We start from the raw sequence: 16,574 nt of genomic DNA on the forward strand, positions 1-16,574 counted from the left end.
TATTAAAGCAATTTTAAAATCATTGTTAAAAAAACAGGGAAATGAAAAAAACTCACTATTTTTGACAAAAAACACAACAAAATGAAAAAAATTTACCTACTTGTTGCATTATCTTTTTTTATTAAAGGAAATGCGCAGTTTAATTCGAGTGCGCCTTGGATGAAAAGCAAAATTTCACAAAAAAACCAAGAACCTACTTACGATGAATTAGTAAATTCGTTTGAATCCTATTGGAAAGATAAAGATTTTTCTAAAAAAGGAAGTGGTTATAAACCTTTTAAACGTTGGGAAAACTATTGGGAAAATCTAGTTAAAGAAGACGGAAAAATAATTTCTCCTGAAGAATTTATGTCGGCTTGGGAATCAAAAAAGCAATCAAAAACTAACAAATCTGCTTTGAGTTTACCTGTTAGTAACTGGACTCCAGTAGGTCCATTTACTCACACAAACACTGGTTCTTGGTCATCTGGACAAGGGCGAGTTCAAGAAGTTTGTGTTGACCCATCAAACCCAAATACAATATATGTTGGTTCACCAGCAGGAGGGATTTGGAAATCGACAGATGTTGGAGTTACTTGGACACCACTTACAGATAATTTACCACAAATAGGAGTTTCGGGAATTGCAGTCGATTATTCTAGTTCAAACACAATATATATTGCCACTGGCGATAAGGACGCTGGAGATACTGCTTTTGTTGGCGTTTACAAATCTACCGATGGAGGAACAACATGGACTGTTACTGGCGCAATGTCAGGAGTAACTAGTGCTGGAGATTTAGTAATACACCCAACAAATAATCAAATCTTGTGGTGTGCTACCGATTCAGGTATTTGGAAAACCATAAATGGTGGTACAAGTTGGACAAATGTACAAGCGGGAAGTTTCCATCAAGGAGCCATAAGACTTAAACCAACCGACCCAACTAATGTTTATGCAGTAAGTAATACTAGTTTTTATAAATCTACTAATACGGGCACTTCATTTACACAAATAACTACAGGTTTACCAGCTAGTTCTGGAAGGCTATTACTAGATGTTACGGCAGCAAACGCAAATTACATTTATATTTTAAGTGCAACAACAGGTGGTGGCTTTCAAGGAATTTATCGCTCTATTAATGATGGAACGAATTGGACAAAAACAACATCAACTACCGATGTGTTTGAATCTACTCAATCGTGGTATGATCTGGCATTCGCAGTATCTACAACAAATGCTAATGAAATTTATACAGGTTGCTTAAATATTTGGAAATCTGTCGATGGGGGAACAACTATGACCAAAGTTAATAATTGGAATGCTCCAACAAGTGCTTCATACTCCCATGCAGACATTCACTTTTTAAAATGCTTTGGAAGCAACCTTTATGCAGGAACCGATGGAGGAATATACAAATCAAGTAATTCTGGAACAAATTTCGCAAGTTTAACAGCGGGGCTTCAAATTAGCCAGTTTTATAAAGTGGCAGTTTCTAAACAATCGGCAGGAAATATGGTGGGCGGATTGCAAGATAATGGTGGTCATGCCTTTAGTAATAATGGTTGGAAAAATTATTATGGTGCTGATGGTATGGATACAGGAGTAGACCCAAACAATAGCGGTAAATATTATGGCTTTATACAGTTTGGAGGGAGTATGTATATAAGTACTGATGCAGGAAATTCACTAGGTTCTGGCGTTGCTGCTCCTGCGGCAGAAACTGGTACAGGCGATGATGGCGGAAATTGGGTAACACCAATGGCTATAAATAGTCTTGGAGAAGTTTTTGCGGGTTATTCTAGATTATATATATTGAATGGAGTAACATGGACACAACAAAGTTCAGGAACAGTTGGAACAGGAGATATAGAGCTAGTTTATGTCGATCCAAGTAATGATAATATTATGTATGTGTCAAATGGAACACGATTATATAAAAGTACAAATAAAGGAGTGACATTTGCACTTGCATATACAGCTGCTGCAACTATTACCTCAATTTGTGTAAATTATTCAAACAATAGCATCGTATATCTTACCACTTCAGGAACTGGAGGATTGGCATTAAAATCAATAAACGGAGGAACGACTTTTGCTTCATTCTCTACAAATTTACCTGCAATTGGGAAAAACGTAATAAGACACCAAGGAAGAAATTCTTTAAATCCATTATATTTAGGGACAAGTTTAGGGGTTTATTACAGAGATGATTCGATGACACAATGGGAGCCATTCGAGACTAATTTACCTAACGTTTCGGTTACCGATTTAGAAATAAATTTAGAAGAAGGAAAAATTGTTGCTGCAACTTATGGTCGTGGTATTTGGCAAGCATCAATTCCTGTCGAAGTTCCTACGAATGACATTGCATTACTATCTATAAATCCATCAGTGGATATTAATTGTGGTGGTTTGGTTTCACCTCAAATAACTGTAAAAAACAATGGAACAAATCCTATCTCATCAGTAAATATAACTTATGATTATAACGGAACACCACAAAACTATACTTGGACAGGAAGTATTGCCACTGGAGCTTCACAAATAATTAGTATTCCAAGTTTTACAATAAGTACAAGAGGAGCTTATAATTTAAATATTACTTCGACAATCACTGCCGATGCTTATTCAGATAACAACAAAGGAATTACCCAATTATATATTAATAACCCTGGAACAATTGGTGTTTTAAATACATTTGAAACCGTTGCTTCTGAACTATTAACTTTTAACGATGGTGTTACTTCTAGCCAATGGAAAAGAGGGATAAACACAAATGGTGTTTTAGCAACTCCAGGAAACAACGTTTATACAACCAATTTTACAGGAAATTATCCAGATAGTACTAAGTCTTACTTGTTTTCTCAGTGTTATGACTTGACTAACGCAGTGAATCCTCAAATTAAATTCAAATTGGCTTTCGATTTAGAACCAGATTTCGATCTTGTTTACGTTCAATATTCTACAAATATGGGACAAACTTGGACTGTTTTAGGAACACAGGGAGCAAATTGGTACAATAGTAATAGAACACCAGCAACTTCCGGAGTAGATTGCGAAAACTGTCCAGGAGCGCAATGGTTAGGAACAAATACTACGCTAACTGAATATTTTTATCCTTTAAATAGTTTAATAGGTCAGCCGAATGTTATTTTTAGAATCGTTTTTCATTCAGATGGTGGAGCAAATCAGTTGGGAGCTGTGGTAGATAATTTTATTATAGACGGAACATTATCTAATCAAGATTTCGAATTGAGAAACATTGCCATTTATCCAAATCCATCAACAGGATTGTTTACTGTTTCTACAGGAAATAAAGCTATCAATAAGATTGATGTTTATGATGTTACGGGCAAAGTTGTATTGTCAGTAAATAATTTTTCAAACGCAAACTCACAAGCTGTATTAGATATGAAAAATGTTTCAAACGGTATTTATTTTGTAAAAATATCATCGGAAGGACAAAGTACAGTAAAAAGAATAATAAAAAATTAACTATGAAAAAAACTCTTATAACCGCTGGTTCATTAGCGGTCTTTTCACTAACCAGTTTGGTTGGTAACGCCCAAGTAAGTAGCAAGCCAAAAAATCCAGGAATCAATTTAGATTTTATGGATAAAAATGTAAAACCCGGAAATGATTTCTTTCGTTTTGTAAATGGGACTTGGTATGACAAAACAGAAATTCCAGCAGACAAAACCCGTTGGGGAAGTTTTGATGAATTGCGCCAAAATACCGATAAAGACGCTTTAGCCATTTTGAAAGAAGCGGCAGCGGACAAAAAACTAGATCCAAAATCAGACCAAGCCAAATCAGTAAGCGTTTACCAAACTTATATGGATACCATTTCAAGAAACAAGCTTGGAATAAAACCTATTAAACCATATTTAGTAAAAATTGATGCAATAAAAACCAGTCAAGATGTAAATAATTTATTGATTGAAATGGAACCTATTGGCGGAATCGGTTTTTACGGCGTTGGCGTTGGAGCCGATGCAAAAGACAGTAATAAAAACGTAGTTTATTTAGGACTTGGAAGTTTGGGTTTGCCAGATAGGGATTATTATGTTTCTGATGATAAAGATTCGAAAGAAAAACGTGATAAATATGTACTTCACGTAGCGAGAATGTTACAATTTTTAGGCACAAAACCAGAGCAGGCAAAAATAGAAGCCGATAAAATTTTGGCTCTAGAAATTGCTATGTCAAAACCAAGATTAGACAGAGTGGAACTTCGTGATGATAGAAAATCATATAATCCCATGACGGTTGCCGAATTGCAAAAACTAACACCATCTATAAACTGGAAAAAATATCTAGATGGTATTGGGATTACTAATTTAGAATCTATTATAGTTTCTCAACCAAAATATGTTACAGCTCTTGAAACTATTTTTAAAGACAGTAATATAGACGACTTAAAAGCCTATATGCGTTGGACCTTGTTACGTAAATCGACAGGATTATTAACGGATGAAATTGAAACTGCAAATTGGGAATTTTACAGCAAAACGTTGCAAGGTGCAAAAAAACAACGTCCTAGAAACGAAAGAGCATTACAAGTTGTAAACGGAACTGTTGGTGAAGCTTTAGGTAAATTATATGTTGAGAAAAAATTCCCTGCCGAAGCTAAAGTTAAGGCAAAAGCAATGATAGCAAATGTTATTTTGGCTTACGAAAACAGAATAAACAATTTAACGTGGATGTCTGCCGAAACTAAGAAAAAAGCTGTCGAAAAATTACATAAAGTAACCATAAAAATTGGTTATCCCGACAAATGGAAAGATTATTCTAAACTAACGGTAAAACCATTAGCAGAAGGCGGAACTTATTATGAAAACATAAAAAATGTTTCCCGTTGGAATTTCTCTGAAAATATAGCAGACCTAAAAAAACCAGTTGACAAAACAACATGGGGAATGTCTCCACAAACAGTAAATGCATACTACAATCCTGCATATAACGAGATTGTTTTTCCAGCAGCAATTTTGCAAGCCCCTTTTTATGATTATAAAGCCGACGAAGCAGTAAATTATGGCGGAATAGGAGCAGTAATAGGTCATGAAATTTCTCACGGATTCGATGATTCGGGAGCAAGATATAATGCCGACGGAAACTTAGTTGACTGGTGGACAGAAGACGATTTGAAACAATTTACAGGGCTTGGCGGTGCATTAGCAGACGAATATAGCGCTTTAGAACCTTTGCCAGGAACTCACGTAGATGGTAAATTTACATTGGGTGAAAACATTGGAGATTTAGGAGGAATAAACGCTGCTTACGATGGTCTTCAATTGTATTTGAAACAAAACGGAAATCCAGGACTTATAGATGGATACACGCCAGAACAAAGATTATTTATTTCTTGGGCAACCATTTGGAGATCGAAAATGAGAGATGAAGCGATTAAAAATCAAGTGAAAACCGATCCGCATTCGCCAGGAATGTATAGAGCTTACGTACCACTTACAAACCTAGATGCTTTTTATAAAGCTTTTGATATTAAAGAAGGAGACAAACTATTTGTAAAACCAGAGAATCGAGTGAGGATTTGGTAATAGTTTTATAAATTAATTAAAAACGGCTTGTCAAATTATTTGACAAGCCGTTTTTAATTTGATTAAACAGCTAGTTCGTTCGTTCAAGAACTGAGGGTTATTTTTTTAGTAATTTCTTTTTATTCTTTTATAAATTTTCTTGTAAGTGTACCACGAACTGTATTTAATAATAAAATATAAGTTCCTTTGGGTAAATTACTTACATTTAATTCGTTTGTAATCTTACTATCTATAACCACTTTTCCCAACTGATTTATGATTTTTATTTGATTAGAAGTAGATTCTAGACCAGAAAAACACAAGCTTTCGTTTGTTGGGTTTGGATACAAAATAACTTCCTGATTAAAATTCAAATAATCAATAGACAACAAAGCGTCAAATTCATAGGCACCCATATCGACAATTCCATCTATTATTCTATTAAAATTTAAAATATCCGTTGAAGAAACTCCAGTATTATTACCCGTATTATAGCACGGGGAAGATGCACTGTTTAGTTGCAATCCGTCGTCAGTCGTTAGCCATTTACCATCTGCTCCAATACCTAAAGCAATGTTTACAAAAGAAGGATTACTGTTTATATTTCCCGTCGTCGCTCCGGTAAGTAAATGAGGTGCGTTTTGGTTTGTTAAATCAATATCGGTGTAAGTAGTAGTTACAGTGGCATTTCCTAAAATAAAAAACTGAGGACCTAAACCACCAGTGGTTGCATTCCCCCAGAAAACACAGTTTTTAAAACTCGGATTGCTGTTTCCAGAACTACCACTACTGGTATTTAATCTATCCGAAACAAGTGCACCACCGTCGAAAGCCCTATTGTTTACAAAAACTGTATTAAGTACAACTGGATTCGCATTTCCGTTATTTCCACCCCAACAGTACATTCCTCCAGCTCTTTGAGAGGCTGTATTTTCATAAATAACACAGTTTGTAATTGTTGGACTAGCGTTACCTGAAACCCCAAAATTATCAATTCCGCCTCCGCCAGTCGTAGCATTATTAAATGCTATGACGCAATTACTGATTATTGGAGTTGAAACACCTCCGTTATAACCATTGTTAAAAATTCCTGCGCCAAACACAGCTTGATTGTTTAACATCGCACAATTGCGAATTGTTGGATTGCAAAAATTCCCAGCTCCGCTTCCGTTGTTGTATATTCCACCACCCAAACCATCGGTTGTAGTGGCTATTCTATTGTCGTTTGCTCCGCTAATAATAAATCCGTCAATAATAGCCGAATTGTCTAATCCGAAATTACTTATCGTGTGATAGCTATTGTCGTTTATTCCAGAAATTCCTATTTCGGCACTTAAAATACTTAACAATCCGTTGCTTATAACGCGTTGCGAAAGCATCGTTTCATTTCCTATAAAACCACCGTAAATCGCTACTCCGTTTTTCATATTAAACGAAATGTTACGATTCGTAGTGGCGGTCGTTAAATAGGTTCCTCCTGCAACCCAAACTTCATCACCAATATTTGATAAGTTTATAGCGTTTTGCAATAAATCACCAGAATAAGCAGTTGCCCAGCTCGCACCATCTATAGTTACTAATCCACCAGTTGGAGTAACATATCTAATTGTGGCGTTTGAAGCGTTTGAAAAAATGATAATTAGTAAAAAAGTAATTTTTTTCATATTCGTCTCGTTTTGTGTTATTTATCAAATGTACTACAATTATAAACTTCGATATTCATATTTGTATTCTAATTTTTTTTCTAATTTATCACTCACAATTACTTTTCCAATAGATGGTTTTTCTTTATTAAATTTAGGTGAAATCAAATCTAATTCAATAGCTTTTTGAGTGTAATATGCCTCTCGTGTTGGATGAAAAGGAGCTGCAGCGTTGAAGGTTTCGTTCCACGAATTTGTTTCAATAATTTTCAAAACAATCCCAATACAATCTTTTTGATGAATGAGGTTTATTGTGCCGTCAGGATTTTCAAGATTTTCTCGACCAGCAATAAATTTTATCGGATGACGATCTTCGCCTATTAACCCGCCAAAACGCAGAATTGTAGTTTGAAAATATTTATTGTTTTGTAATAATTTTTCAGCTTCTAACAATTGCTTTCCGCCTTCGGTTTCAGGTTTCGGAATGGTTTCTTCGGTAACCATGGAATTATCATCGGCATAAACGGAAGTCGAACTCACAAACAGCACTTTTTTAATCGATGATTTTTCGATAAATGGGATTAAGGTTTTTATTTTAGCCACAAAATTTTCTGAAGAATTCCCTCTTAATTTTGGTGGAATATCAATAATTAAAACTTCTGAATTTTCTAAAAAAGCATCAATATTTCCAATAATTTCATTTTCATTTAACGAAAGTAAAAAGGCTTGAACATTATTTTCTTCTAATAAAGAAAGTTTGTTCCGGGAAGTTGTCGAACCTTTTACAGAAAAATTATTTTCTATTAATGCTTTTGCCAATGGCAGACCCAGCCAACCACAACCTAATATTGAGATATTTTTATTAAGCATTTAGTTTTCTTTTTTTACTAACATATAATAGTCATCTTCCAAGATTCGATAGCCTTGGTCGTACATAAAATAATAAGTATTTCCAGTTTTTGTAGTCAAAATAGATGTAAAAAACTCAAAATCGAAACCTTTGCCTTGCAGTTTTGTTCGAGTTGTTTTGCCTTTTCCTTCTGGATTCAAATCAGACAAAATGCGATAATTTTTTCGCAATTTGTTGTTTATATTTCGCATTAAGTTGGTCGAATCTTTATTTATTTTGTTGTTATACGCATTGCGGCAACCGTCGGAACAAAATTTTTTGTCTTCACGACCTATAATTTTTTCGTTGCATTCTAAACAGTTTTTCATCTTTTTAAAATTTTCCTTTATGCATTAATGCTTGTTCTATATGCGCAAAATGATGGTTGCAATGCCAAGCATACAAACCAATCACTTCTTTTAGTTCGTATGTTTTTTTACTTTCTGGGTGCGTGAATGTTTTGGCTAAATGTGAGGCAGAAAAACTTTTTAGCAACATAATCCATCTTGCATGAACTCCTTCTAAGATTAGCAAGGAAGCCGAAATGTCATCACAATCTCCATCTATAAGTATTGCCCATTTTGCTTCGTCATAAGGTTTTATGGTCGGATTGTCTTCGGTTAGAGCCAGTTTGAATCTTATAAAGCTATTGATATGACTGTCGGCACAATGGTGAATGACTTGTTTTATTTTCCAGCCTTCTGGACGATATTTCCAATTGAGTTCTTCGACAGATAAATTGGAAATCATATTTTTTAATTTTGATGGAAACATTTCAATCGTTTCAATCCAAGTCAAAACGTCTTGATTAGAAATTATTTCAGCTTTTATGAATTTTCCTATTGGGAATTTTAGTTTTTCTATATCCATAGTTTTTTTCATTGCGAACAATGAAGAAATCTCATCATTCTGTGTTATTTTTAGAAGCGACTCAGACAATGAAACGCCGAAATTATTTCAGCTTTTTAAGTTGGTACAAATCTTTTCTTCTGTCTTTCATTGTGCGTACACTTCCGTTTTGGTGTAACTCTTTTAACAAATTAATATCAACATCTACGATTAATGTCATTTCGGTGTTTGGCGTAGCTTCGGCTTTTATACCATTACTTGGAAACGCAAAGTCTGATGGTGTAAAAACCGCCGCTTGTGCATACTGAATATCCATATTATTTACTTTTGGTAAGTTTCCAACACAGCCAGTTATGGCGACATAACATTCGTTTTCAATAGCTCTTGCTTGCGCACAATGTTTTACACGCGTATAGCCATTTTGTGTATCGGTTAGAAAAGGAACAAATAAAATATTCATGCCTTCATCGGCCATTAATCGGGATAATTCTGGGAATTCTACATCGTAACAAATTACAATTCCAATTTTTCCGCAATCGGTATCAAAGGTTTGTATGGTATCGCCACCAGTAATTCCCCAATAGAAAATTTCGTTTGGCGTGATGTGAATTTTGCGATACATTTCGTTGGTTCCATCGCGTTTACATAAAAAACCTACATTGTAAACATGACCATCTTCTATTAGTGGCATGCTTCCTGTTATTATATTTATGTTATAAGAAATGGCAAATTCTTGAAATTTTAATTTTACAGCTTCGGTATGTTTTGCTAGCTCTTTTATGGCTTCTGCTTCCGATAAATGGTTGTAATCTGCCATTAATGGTGCTGTGAACAGTTCGGGAAATAATGCAAAATCGCAACCATAACCCGAAACGGTATCGATAAAAAATTCGGCTTGTTCAAATAGCGCTTCTAAATTGCTTAAAGAACGCATTTGCCATTGAATTAATCCCAATCTAACTACACTTTTTTGGGTGTTTATTAATTTGGGACTGTCGTCATAATACACATTGTTCCATTCTAATAAAACAGCATATTCTTGCGATTCTTTATCGCCTTCTAAATAATTTTTCAGCACACGAACTTCATGAAAATCATTACTTAATTGGAATGATAAAACTGGATCGTATATTTCTTTTCGTTTTACCTTTTCGATGTATATTTTGGGCGTTATTTCGTCTTTATAGTTTACATAATTTGGAATTCTACCCGCAAAAATGATTGATTTTAGATTTAATTGATCGCACAATTCTTTTCTAGAATCATATAATCGTCTTCCTAATCGAAGTCCGCGGTATTTTGGATTTATAAAAACATCGATACCATAAATAACTTCGCCATCTGGATTGTGAGTAGAAAAGGTGTAATTTCCTGTAATGGCTTTGTAATTTTTTGTTTTAAAGGCAAATTCTTCAGTTACCAAAATAGATAATGCCGAACCAACAACAACACCATCAACAACAATTACTAATTGTCCTTCGGGAAATTTTTGTAATAAATTTTGCAATTGATTTTCTTTCCAAAATGATTCTGCCATTTCAGGATAGGATTCAATCATCGATTTTATTAGTTCTTTATAGTCTTCTATTTGTAAATTTCGTAATTCTACCGATTGTATTGCTTTGGGCATAAAATATTGATTTTCAACAAATATAGCGAAAATATTTCCAATTACAAACGGTTACAAATAACTACAACCGAAAGTAAATGAATGATAACCGAATAAATTTATGAAGTCGCTACATCTTTGCAATGTCGAAATCAAATAACAATCGGCACTAACGATAAAATAACAATTTAAATTTACACGCCATGAATGCATTAAGAAACAAAGTACAGTTAATTGGGAACGTAGGAAACGATCCAGAAATTAAAATCCTAGAAGGAGGAAAAAAATTAGCCAAACTAACCATTGCTACAAACGAAATATATTATAACGAGAAAAACGAGAAAGTAACCGATACCCAATGGCACAACGTTACCGCTTGGGGGAAAACTGCCGAAATTATTGAAAGTTTTGTAACCAAAGGAAAAGAAATCGCTGTAGAAGGAAAACTAACACACAGAAGTTACGATGACAAAGAGGGTGTAAAAAGATATTATACTGAAGTAGTAGTAAATGAGCTACTGTTGTTGGGAAACAAATAAAAAATATTACACCATCTACAAAAGCGGCACGTAATTTGTCGCTTTTTGTGTATTAAAAAGTCATTTTTTTTGATAATTTAATAAAAAAAAGCAATAATTATCGATGGAATTATTAAATTTGTGTAAATTTCAAAAGCCCCATGAAAAAAACTACATTAATATTATTGCTTCTAACAAGCGTATTTGGGTTTTCTCAAAACGACAAATATAGCACCGAAAGCATTGCTGAAGCCGAAATGAAATCTGCTTCAAAAACAATGAATCTGGCTGTGAATCCTAATACATTAAATTATGATATTACCCATCATAAATTAGAATTAACAGTAGATCCTGCGGTATATTTTGTATCTGGAAAAATCACCACTACTTTTACCGCATTATCGGATATGAATACTGTGATTTTCGATTTTGCGAATGAATTAACCGCCAGTTCGGTAAAAATAGGAACAACGGATTTAGCATTTGTTGAAAATACAACCAACGAACTAGTTATTACTTTGCCTACAGCGCAACTAACGGGAACTTCAGCAACCATTGAAATTGTTTATTCAGGAGCTCCTCCTGTAGGTGGTTTTACTGCTTTTGCTGCCGAAACACATGGCGCCGGAAACACTCCAGTTATGTGGACTTTGTCAGAACCATATGGTGCTCGCGATTGGTGGCCTTGTAAACAAGATTTAAACGATAAAGTCACATCTGTAGATATTTATATTACAGCTCCCTCTATTTACAATGTTGCTGCAAACGGATTAGAACAGTCTAGAACAATAAATGGAGCAAATGCAATCACTCATTTTTACCATAATTATCCCATACCTGCATATTTAGTTGCATTTGCGATTACTGATTATCAGATTTATAATCAACAAGGAGGGTTAGGAATAGCAGGGAGTCCGTTTTTTCCAATTGTAAATTATATTTATCCTGAAACAGCCGCAGCAACAATAACAAGTTTGGCTGTTACACCAGTTATTATTAACTTTTTCGAAACCATTATTGGTCCATATCCTTTTAGAAATGAAAAATATGGTCATGCTCAATTTGGTTGGGGTGGAGGAATGGAACACACAACGGTTTCCTTTATGGGTGGCTGGGGCAGAAGTCTAATTGCTCACGAAATGGCGCACCAGTGGTTTGGCGACAAGGTTACTTGTGGTTCTTGGAAAGATATTTGGCTTAACGAAGGAATTACCGAATATATGTCAGGTTGTGTTGTCGAAAATCTAGATGGAGCAGCTAGTTTTGTGTCTTGGAAAAACAATAAAATAAACAGTATTACATCACAAACGACGGGAAATTTATATTTATATGACTCACAAATAAACGATGTAAACAGAATTTTTAGTAGTCGTTTATCATATAACAAAGGCTCTATGGTAACTAACATGTTGCGTTTTAAGATGGGTGATGCTAATTTCTTTCAAGCCTTAAGAAATTATTTAAGTGACCCTACATTAGCTTATGCTTATGCAGTAACGCCACAGTTTCAAACGCATTTAGAAACAGTTTACGGAAGTAGTTTACAGGAATTTTTTAATGATTGGGTTTATAATGAAGGTTATCCAATATATACTATAAATGCATTTAATTCTGGCGCAGGACAAGCAACGGTGCAAATAAATCAGACACAATCGATAACAAATCCTGCTCAAATAGGCTATGTTTCCTATTTTGAAATGCCAGTTCCTATAAGACTAACGTTAAATGATGGTCAAATACTAGATGTTGTATTAGAAAACACGGTTAATGGTCAGAGTTTTAATGTAGCAATTCCAGCTGGAAAAACAGTAACAGGAATCGTTTTTGATCCAAATAAGAACATTATTTCTCGCAATAGTACGGCAACACTTGGTTTGGATAATTTTAATTATGATACAGCACTAAATATGTATCCAAATCCGGCTTCGGATATTTTAAATATCGATTTGCCAGCAAATATGACTTTGCAAAAAGTAAGTTTGTATAATGCATTAGGGCAAAAGTCTTTAGAAACCAATCTGAATAAAATTGATGTTTCTGGTCTTTCGACAGGAATGTACATTGTAAATTTTGAAACTTCTGCTGGTACTTTTCATAAAAATTTCTTAAAAAAATAAACTAGGCACATAATTTGTAAAAAGGTAAGGTGAAAACCTTACTTTTGCTTTTTACATAAAAAATTAAAATTAATAAATGGATACTTTAATACAAATAGCACAAATCTTATTTATACTTTCTGTACTTGTAATTCTTCACGAATTTGGGCATTATATTACCGCAAGAATGTTTAAAGTTAGAGTCGAAAAATTCTATCTTTTTATGGACGCTGGATTTTCATTATTCAAAAAGAAAATAAACGATACCGAATGGGGGATAGGTTGGTTGCCAATAGGTGGTTATGTAAAACTATCAGGAATGATGGACGAAAGCATGGATACCGAACAAATGGCACAACCGGCACAACCGTGGGAATTCCGTAGCAAACCAGCTTGGCAAAGATTAATTATTATGTTGGGAGGAATCACTGTAAATATTCTTTTGGCATTTTTTATTTATACAATAATGTTTAGCACCGTTGGACAAAAATATACTTCAACGGAATTGTCTCAAAAAAAAGGATTAATGTTTGGAGAATCTGGACTTAATGCAGGGTTTAAAAATGGAGATAAGATTTTGAGTGTTGATGGTCAAGTTCAGCCTAAATTTAACCGAATGATTATCGATGTTTTATTGGGAGATAAAGTTGTCGTAGAAAGAGACGGTCAAAAACAAACCCTAACCATTACCGATGAGCAAAAAAGTAAAATTTTAGGTTCAGAAGGCAAAGGTTTTATGGCGCCAAGATTAGCCGAGGTTTATGTAGATTCAATTACACCAAAAAGCGAAGCAAGTAAAGCTGGATTACTAAAAGGAGATAAAATTGTTAAAGTAAATGATCAAAACATTAGATTTTTCGATGAACTTTCTACAACTTTGGAAGCTAAAAAATCAGATTCAATTCAATTAACTATTTTAAGAGCAGGTAAAGAAATCTTATTATCATCTAAAGTTACGCCAGAAGGAAAGCTTGGTTTTAGACCAACTTTTGAAGACAAAGAGGATTTTATAATAACAAACAAATTAAGTCTCTTACAATCCATTCCTGCAGCTGTAAAAGAATCTTATACACAGTTTATTTATAACATCAAACAATTCAAATTAATCCTTAGACCAAAAACAGAAGCCTACAAGCAAGTAATGAGTCCCATAGGAATTACTCAGAAACTTCCAACAGAATGGAACTGGGAGTTTGTATGGGGATTTACAGCTATGTTTTCGATAGGATTAGCGTTTATGAACCTGTTGCCTATTCCAGGTCTTGATGGTGGTCATGCTATATTTACCATTGCCGAAATGATTACAGGTAAAACTTTAAGCATAAAGGCTGCCGAAAGAGTTCAAACTGTAGGAATGATTATCTTGCTGAGCCTAATGGCTTTAACCTTTGGAAAAGACATCTATGCCATAATAGCTAAGAATTTTTTCTAAAAAAGAGATAATTTTATTTGCATATAATAAAAATGGTGCTATCTTTGCACCGCTTTAAAAGTGAAAAACACTTTCCTTCTTAGCTCAGTTGGTTAGAGCATCTGACTGTTAATCAGAGGGTCCTTGGTTCGAGCCCAAGAGAGGGAGCATAGTTGGACAAGCCACTTTTCGGAGTGGCTTTTTCTTTTTTAATACCTCCCAACTCATTGATATTTAAGGTTAAAAGTGTTAATAATTCATTCATTTGAGTGGTTCGATATTTATTATCATGAAATATGATTTTTTCTGGAAATATCGAACCAACAATTTTTTGTTTTATTTCCAAATCTGCTTTTTGATAATATTCCTTAGCATTAAAGAGGAATGTTAACCCAAACTCAAAGTATTTCTGAAATGAAGATTTGTCGATACTCAAATCATCTTTCTTGAATTTCCAATCATTTAGCTCACCTTGGATTCTAGCTTTTATTGAATGATACTCTTCGGAGCTTACTACATTTTCTAACATTTTATCCTCCAAGGAATTCAATTTTGACTTTATCTGACCGATTTTATCTTCTGCCTGTTTAATCAGTTTTAGCCTTTCTTGTTCGTCTTGATTGAAAACATCTTTAAGAACAACTTTATACAAGCTCAGGATGCTCTCGTTTATTTTGAATGCGCCAAGATGGTCTTCAAAGCAATTGTTTGCTATATCGGCTCTAAATCTCTCTTTACACCCTTTTTGACAATGATAATAATAATGTTTAGAACCATTTCTGCTGGTTGATGCACTCCCTGTTAATTTACCACTACACGAATTACAATACAAATGACCTCTTAATGGAAGTTCTTCAATTCTTGTAAAGACGACAGGTGATTTCTTTCTTTTGCCAAAAAGCGCTCTTTGAACCTCATCAAACAACTCTTTTGAAATTAAAGCTGGATGCTGTCCCATCACTTCTTCTTCTGGTTCATCTTTCCAAGCTAAAACTTTAACAAGTCCAAAATAGTATGGATTGCGAACATGATTTAAAAAGCTCTGTTTGCAACAATTCTTTAAGCCTTGTTTTATCAATCTCTGCCTTACTTCTTCAATAGTGTAAATACCTTTTGCAAGCTCTTCAAAACCTTGTTTAACAAGCGGAGCGTTTACTTTGTCAAAAACAACCGTTTTAGAGAATTTTTCATTGAGGTAACCCAAAGGCGGTCTTCCCATAGTTCGTCCCTCACGTTGCGCCTGTCGCATTCCTTGTTTGGTGTTTAGCCCTCTTCTCTCATTGTCAATCTGCGGCATTAAATTATAGATAAGAAAAGGCAACAGGCTTTCTGGACTATCAAGGTCAGTATGGTTTTCTAATGTTTTAAATTCAATGCCGAGTGATTTGAATTTAGTTAACATACTCATCGTGTTTTGCAGATTTCTGGAAAATCTATCTGGTCTAACGCAAATAAACATATCGGGTTTTATTTTTCGAGTTTCAACATCTTTTAAAAAAACTTTAAATTCAGGACGATTAAAATCTTTTGCAGAATGGTCATCTTGGTAATGTTTTACAACTTCAATATTATTCCTTTCGCAATCCACTTGAAGTTTGGAAAGTTGATCTTGTAAACTAAATCCATTTTCCTTTTGCTCGTCAGTCGATACTCTTGTGTATATCACTGCTGTTCTTCTTCGATTCAGCTTTGAAACTATCATATTCTATTGTTGCTATTTGGTAAAGTAAATCTCTAATTTGTTTGATTTCTTCGTCAGTATATTTTCGACTTGAATGCTTTAATTCTGCTTTACACTTTTCAATACTAACCATTGTTTAAAGTATTATCGTTGCTTTTATGTCATCGGGAAGTATGATTTCTGCTTTAACAAAACTCCAAGTAGAAATGACCTTCATTAATTCTTTATTTTGCGCCAGCACATTAGAGTTTTCTATTAATCTAACATCTCCTGCACTGACATGCAATTGAATTGAATTATAATCTCCTGTTTTGAGAAAATATAATAATGTCATTTTCTCAATGCTATCATAAAGATTT

The 16,574-nt window shown here is 34.2% G+C and carries 12 protein-coding genes and 1 tRNA gene; 6 read left to right on the top strand and 7 right to left on the bottom strand.

The genetic code is table 11. From position 1 onward, the window contains the following. Positions 1-81: 81 nt before the first annotated feature. Together ACH2BG_RS07890 and ACH2BG_RS07895 are read left to right on the top strand one after the other, a co-directional pair. Entirely contained in the window at positions 82-3,477 is a 3,396-nt protein-coding gene (locus tag ACH2BG_RS07890) for a T9SS type A sorting domain-containing protein (protein WP_395047160.1), read from the top strand. Positions 3,478-3,479: 2 nt separating this feature from the next. Next, a complete protein-coding gene (locus tag ACH2BG_RS07895; protein WP_395047161.1) occupies positions 3,480-5,540 on the top strand; it encodes a M13 family metallopeptidase in 2,061 nt (686 codons plus the stop codon). Positions 5,541-5,659: 119 nt separating this feature from the next. Here the strand turns inward: ACH2BG_RS07895 and ACH2BG_RS07900 are convergent, their stop codons facing one another. The 5 genes from ACH2BG_RS07900 to ACH2BG_RS07920 form a co-directional block, all read right to left on the bottom strand. Then, the gene (locus ACH2BG_RS07900; RefSeq protein ID WP_395047162.1) at positions 5,660-7,183 is read right to left on the bottom strand and encodes a T9SS type A sorting domain-containing protein; all 1,524 of its coding nucleotides are present in this window, start codon (positions 7,181-7,183) and stop codon (positions 5,660-5,662) included. Between the two features lie 39 nt (positions 7,184-7,222). Further along, on the bottom strand, positions 7,223-8,032 hold the full coding sequence (locus ACH2BG_RS07905; protein ID WP_395047163.1) for an NAD(P)H-binding protein: 810 nt from the start codon (positions 8,030-8,032) through the stop codon (positions 7,223-7,225). Continuing rightward, a complete protein-coding gene (locus ACH2BG_RS07910) occupies positions 8,033-8,380 on the bottom strand; it encodes a hypothetical protein (protein WP_395047164.1) in 348 nt (115 codons plus the stop codon). A gap of 4 nt (positions 8,381-8,384) precedes the next feature. After that, positions 8,385-8,921 carry a YfiT family bacillithiol transferase gene (locus ACH2BG_RS07915; protein WP_395047165.1) on the bottom strand — a complete coding sequence of 179 codons (537 nt, stop codon included), beginning with the start codon at positions 8,919-8,921 and terminating at the stop codon, positions 8,385-8,387. A gap of 82 nt (positions 8,922-9,003) precedes the next feature. Then, on the bottom strand, positions 9,004-10,530 hold the full coding sequence (locus tag ACH2BG_RS07920; RefSeq protein WP_395047166.1) for a carbon-nitrogen hydrolase family protein: 1,527 nt from the start codon (positions 10,528-10,530) through the stop codon (positions 9,004-9,006). A gap of 182 nt (positions 10,531-10,712) precedes the next feature. Between ACH2BG_RS07920 and ACH2BG_RS07925 the strand changes: the two genes are divergently transcribed. From ACH2BG_RS07925 to ACH2BG_RS07940, 4 genes are all read left to right on the top strand, one after another. After that, a complete protein-coding gene (locus tag ACH2BG_RS07925) occupies positions 10,713-11,048 on the top strand; it encodes a single-stranded DNA-binding protein (protein ID WP_395047167.1) in 336 nt (111 codons plus the stop codon). 140 nt (positions 11,049-11,188) lie between these two features. Next, on the top strand, positions 11,189-13,144 hold the full coding sequence (locus ACH2BG_RS07930) for a M1 family aminopeptidase (RefSeq protein WP_395047168.1): 1,956 nt from the start codon (positions 11,189-11,191) through the stop codon (positions 13,142-13,144). Between the two features lie 76 nt (positions 13,145-13,220). Then, positions 13,221-14,555 (top strand): RIP metalloprotease RseP, encoded by a 1,335-nt coding sequence (rseP, locus tag ACH2BG_RS07935; protein WP_395047169.1) that lies wholly within the window; start codon positions 13,221-13,223, stop codon positions 14,553-14,555. Positions 14,556-14,628: 73 nt separating this feature from the next. Continuing rightward, a tRNA-Asn gene (locus ACH2BG_RS07940) sits at positions 14,629-14,702 on the top strand. Here ACH2BG_RS07940 and ACH2BG_RS07945 read toward each other — a convergent pair. Together ACH2BG_RS07945 and ACH2BG_RS07950 are read right to left on the bottom strand one after the other, a co-directional pair. Then, positions 14,668-16,236 carry a recombinase family protein gene (locus ACH2BG_RS07945; protein WP_395047170.1) on the bottom strand — a complete coding sequence of 523 codons (1,569 nt, stop codon included), beginning with the start codon at positions 16,234-16,236 and terminating at the stop codon, positions 14,668-14,670. The genes ACH2BG_RS07940 and ACH2BG_RS07945 overlap by 35 nt on opposite strands. A gap of 115 nt (positions 16,237-16,351) precedes the next feature. Continuing rightward, positions 16,352-16,574, bottom strand: a 223-nt coding sequence (locus tag ACH2BG_RS07950) for a hypothetical protein (RefSeq protein WP_395047171.1), incomplete at its 5' end; no start/stop codon positions are given.

The sequence above is a fragment of the Flavobacterium sp. genome (genome assembly GCF_043779715.1).
Taxonomy (GTDB): domain Bacteria; phylum Bacteroidota; class Bacteroidia; order Flavobacteriales; family Flavobacteriaceae; genus Flavobacterium.

Bases quoted from the DNA above. Each gene is read 5' to 3' on its own strand.
- ACH2BG_RS07890 (WP_395047160.1), top strand. From the start codon at position 82: ATGAAAAAAATTTACCTACTTGTTGCATTATCTTTTTTTATTAAAGGA.
- ACH2BG_RS07895 (WP_395047161.1), top strand. From the start codon at position 3,480: ATGAAAAAAACTCTTATAACCGCTGGTTCATTAGCGGTCTTTTCACTA.
- ACH2BG_RS07900 (WP_395047162.1), bottom strand. From the start codon at position 7,183: ATGAAAAAAATTACTTTTTTACTAATTATCATTTTTTCAAACGCTTCA.
- ACH2BG_RS07905 (WP_395047163.1), bottom strand. From the start codon at position 8,032: ATGCTTAATAAAAATATCTCAATATTAGGTTGTGGTTGGCTGGGTCTG.
- ACH2BG_RS07910 (WP_395047164.1), bottom strand. From the start codon at position 8,380: ATGAAAAACTGTTTAGAATGCAACGAAAAAATTATAGGTCGTGAAGAC.
- ACH2BG_RS07915 (WP_395047165.1), bottom strand. From the start codon at position 8,921: ATGGATATAGAAAAACTAAAATTCCCAATAGGAAAATTCATAAAAGCT.
- ACH2BG_RS07920 (WP_395047166.1), bottom strand. From the start codon at position 10,530: ATGCCCAAAGCAATACAATCGGTAGAATTACGAAATTTACAAATAGAA.
- ACH2BG_RS07925 (WP_395047167.1), top strand. From the start codon at position 10,713: ATGAATGCATTAAGAAACAAAGTACAGTTAATTGGGAACGTAGGAAAC.
- ACH2BG_RS07930 (WP_395047168.1), top strand. From the start codon at position 11,189: ATGAAAAAAACTACATTAATATTATTGCTTCTAACAAGCGTATTTGGG.
- rseP (WP_395047169.1), top strand. From the start codon at position 13,221: ATGGATACTTTAATACAAATAGCACAAATCTTATTTATACTTTCTGTA.
- ACH2BG_RS07945 (WP_395047170.1), bottom strand. From the start codon at position 16,236: ATGATAGTTTCAAAGCTGAATCGAAGAAGAACAGCAGTGATATACACA.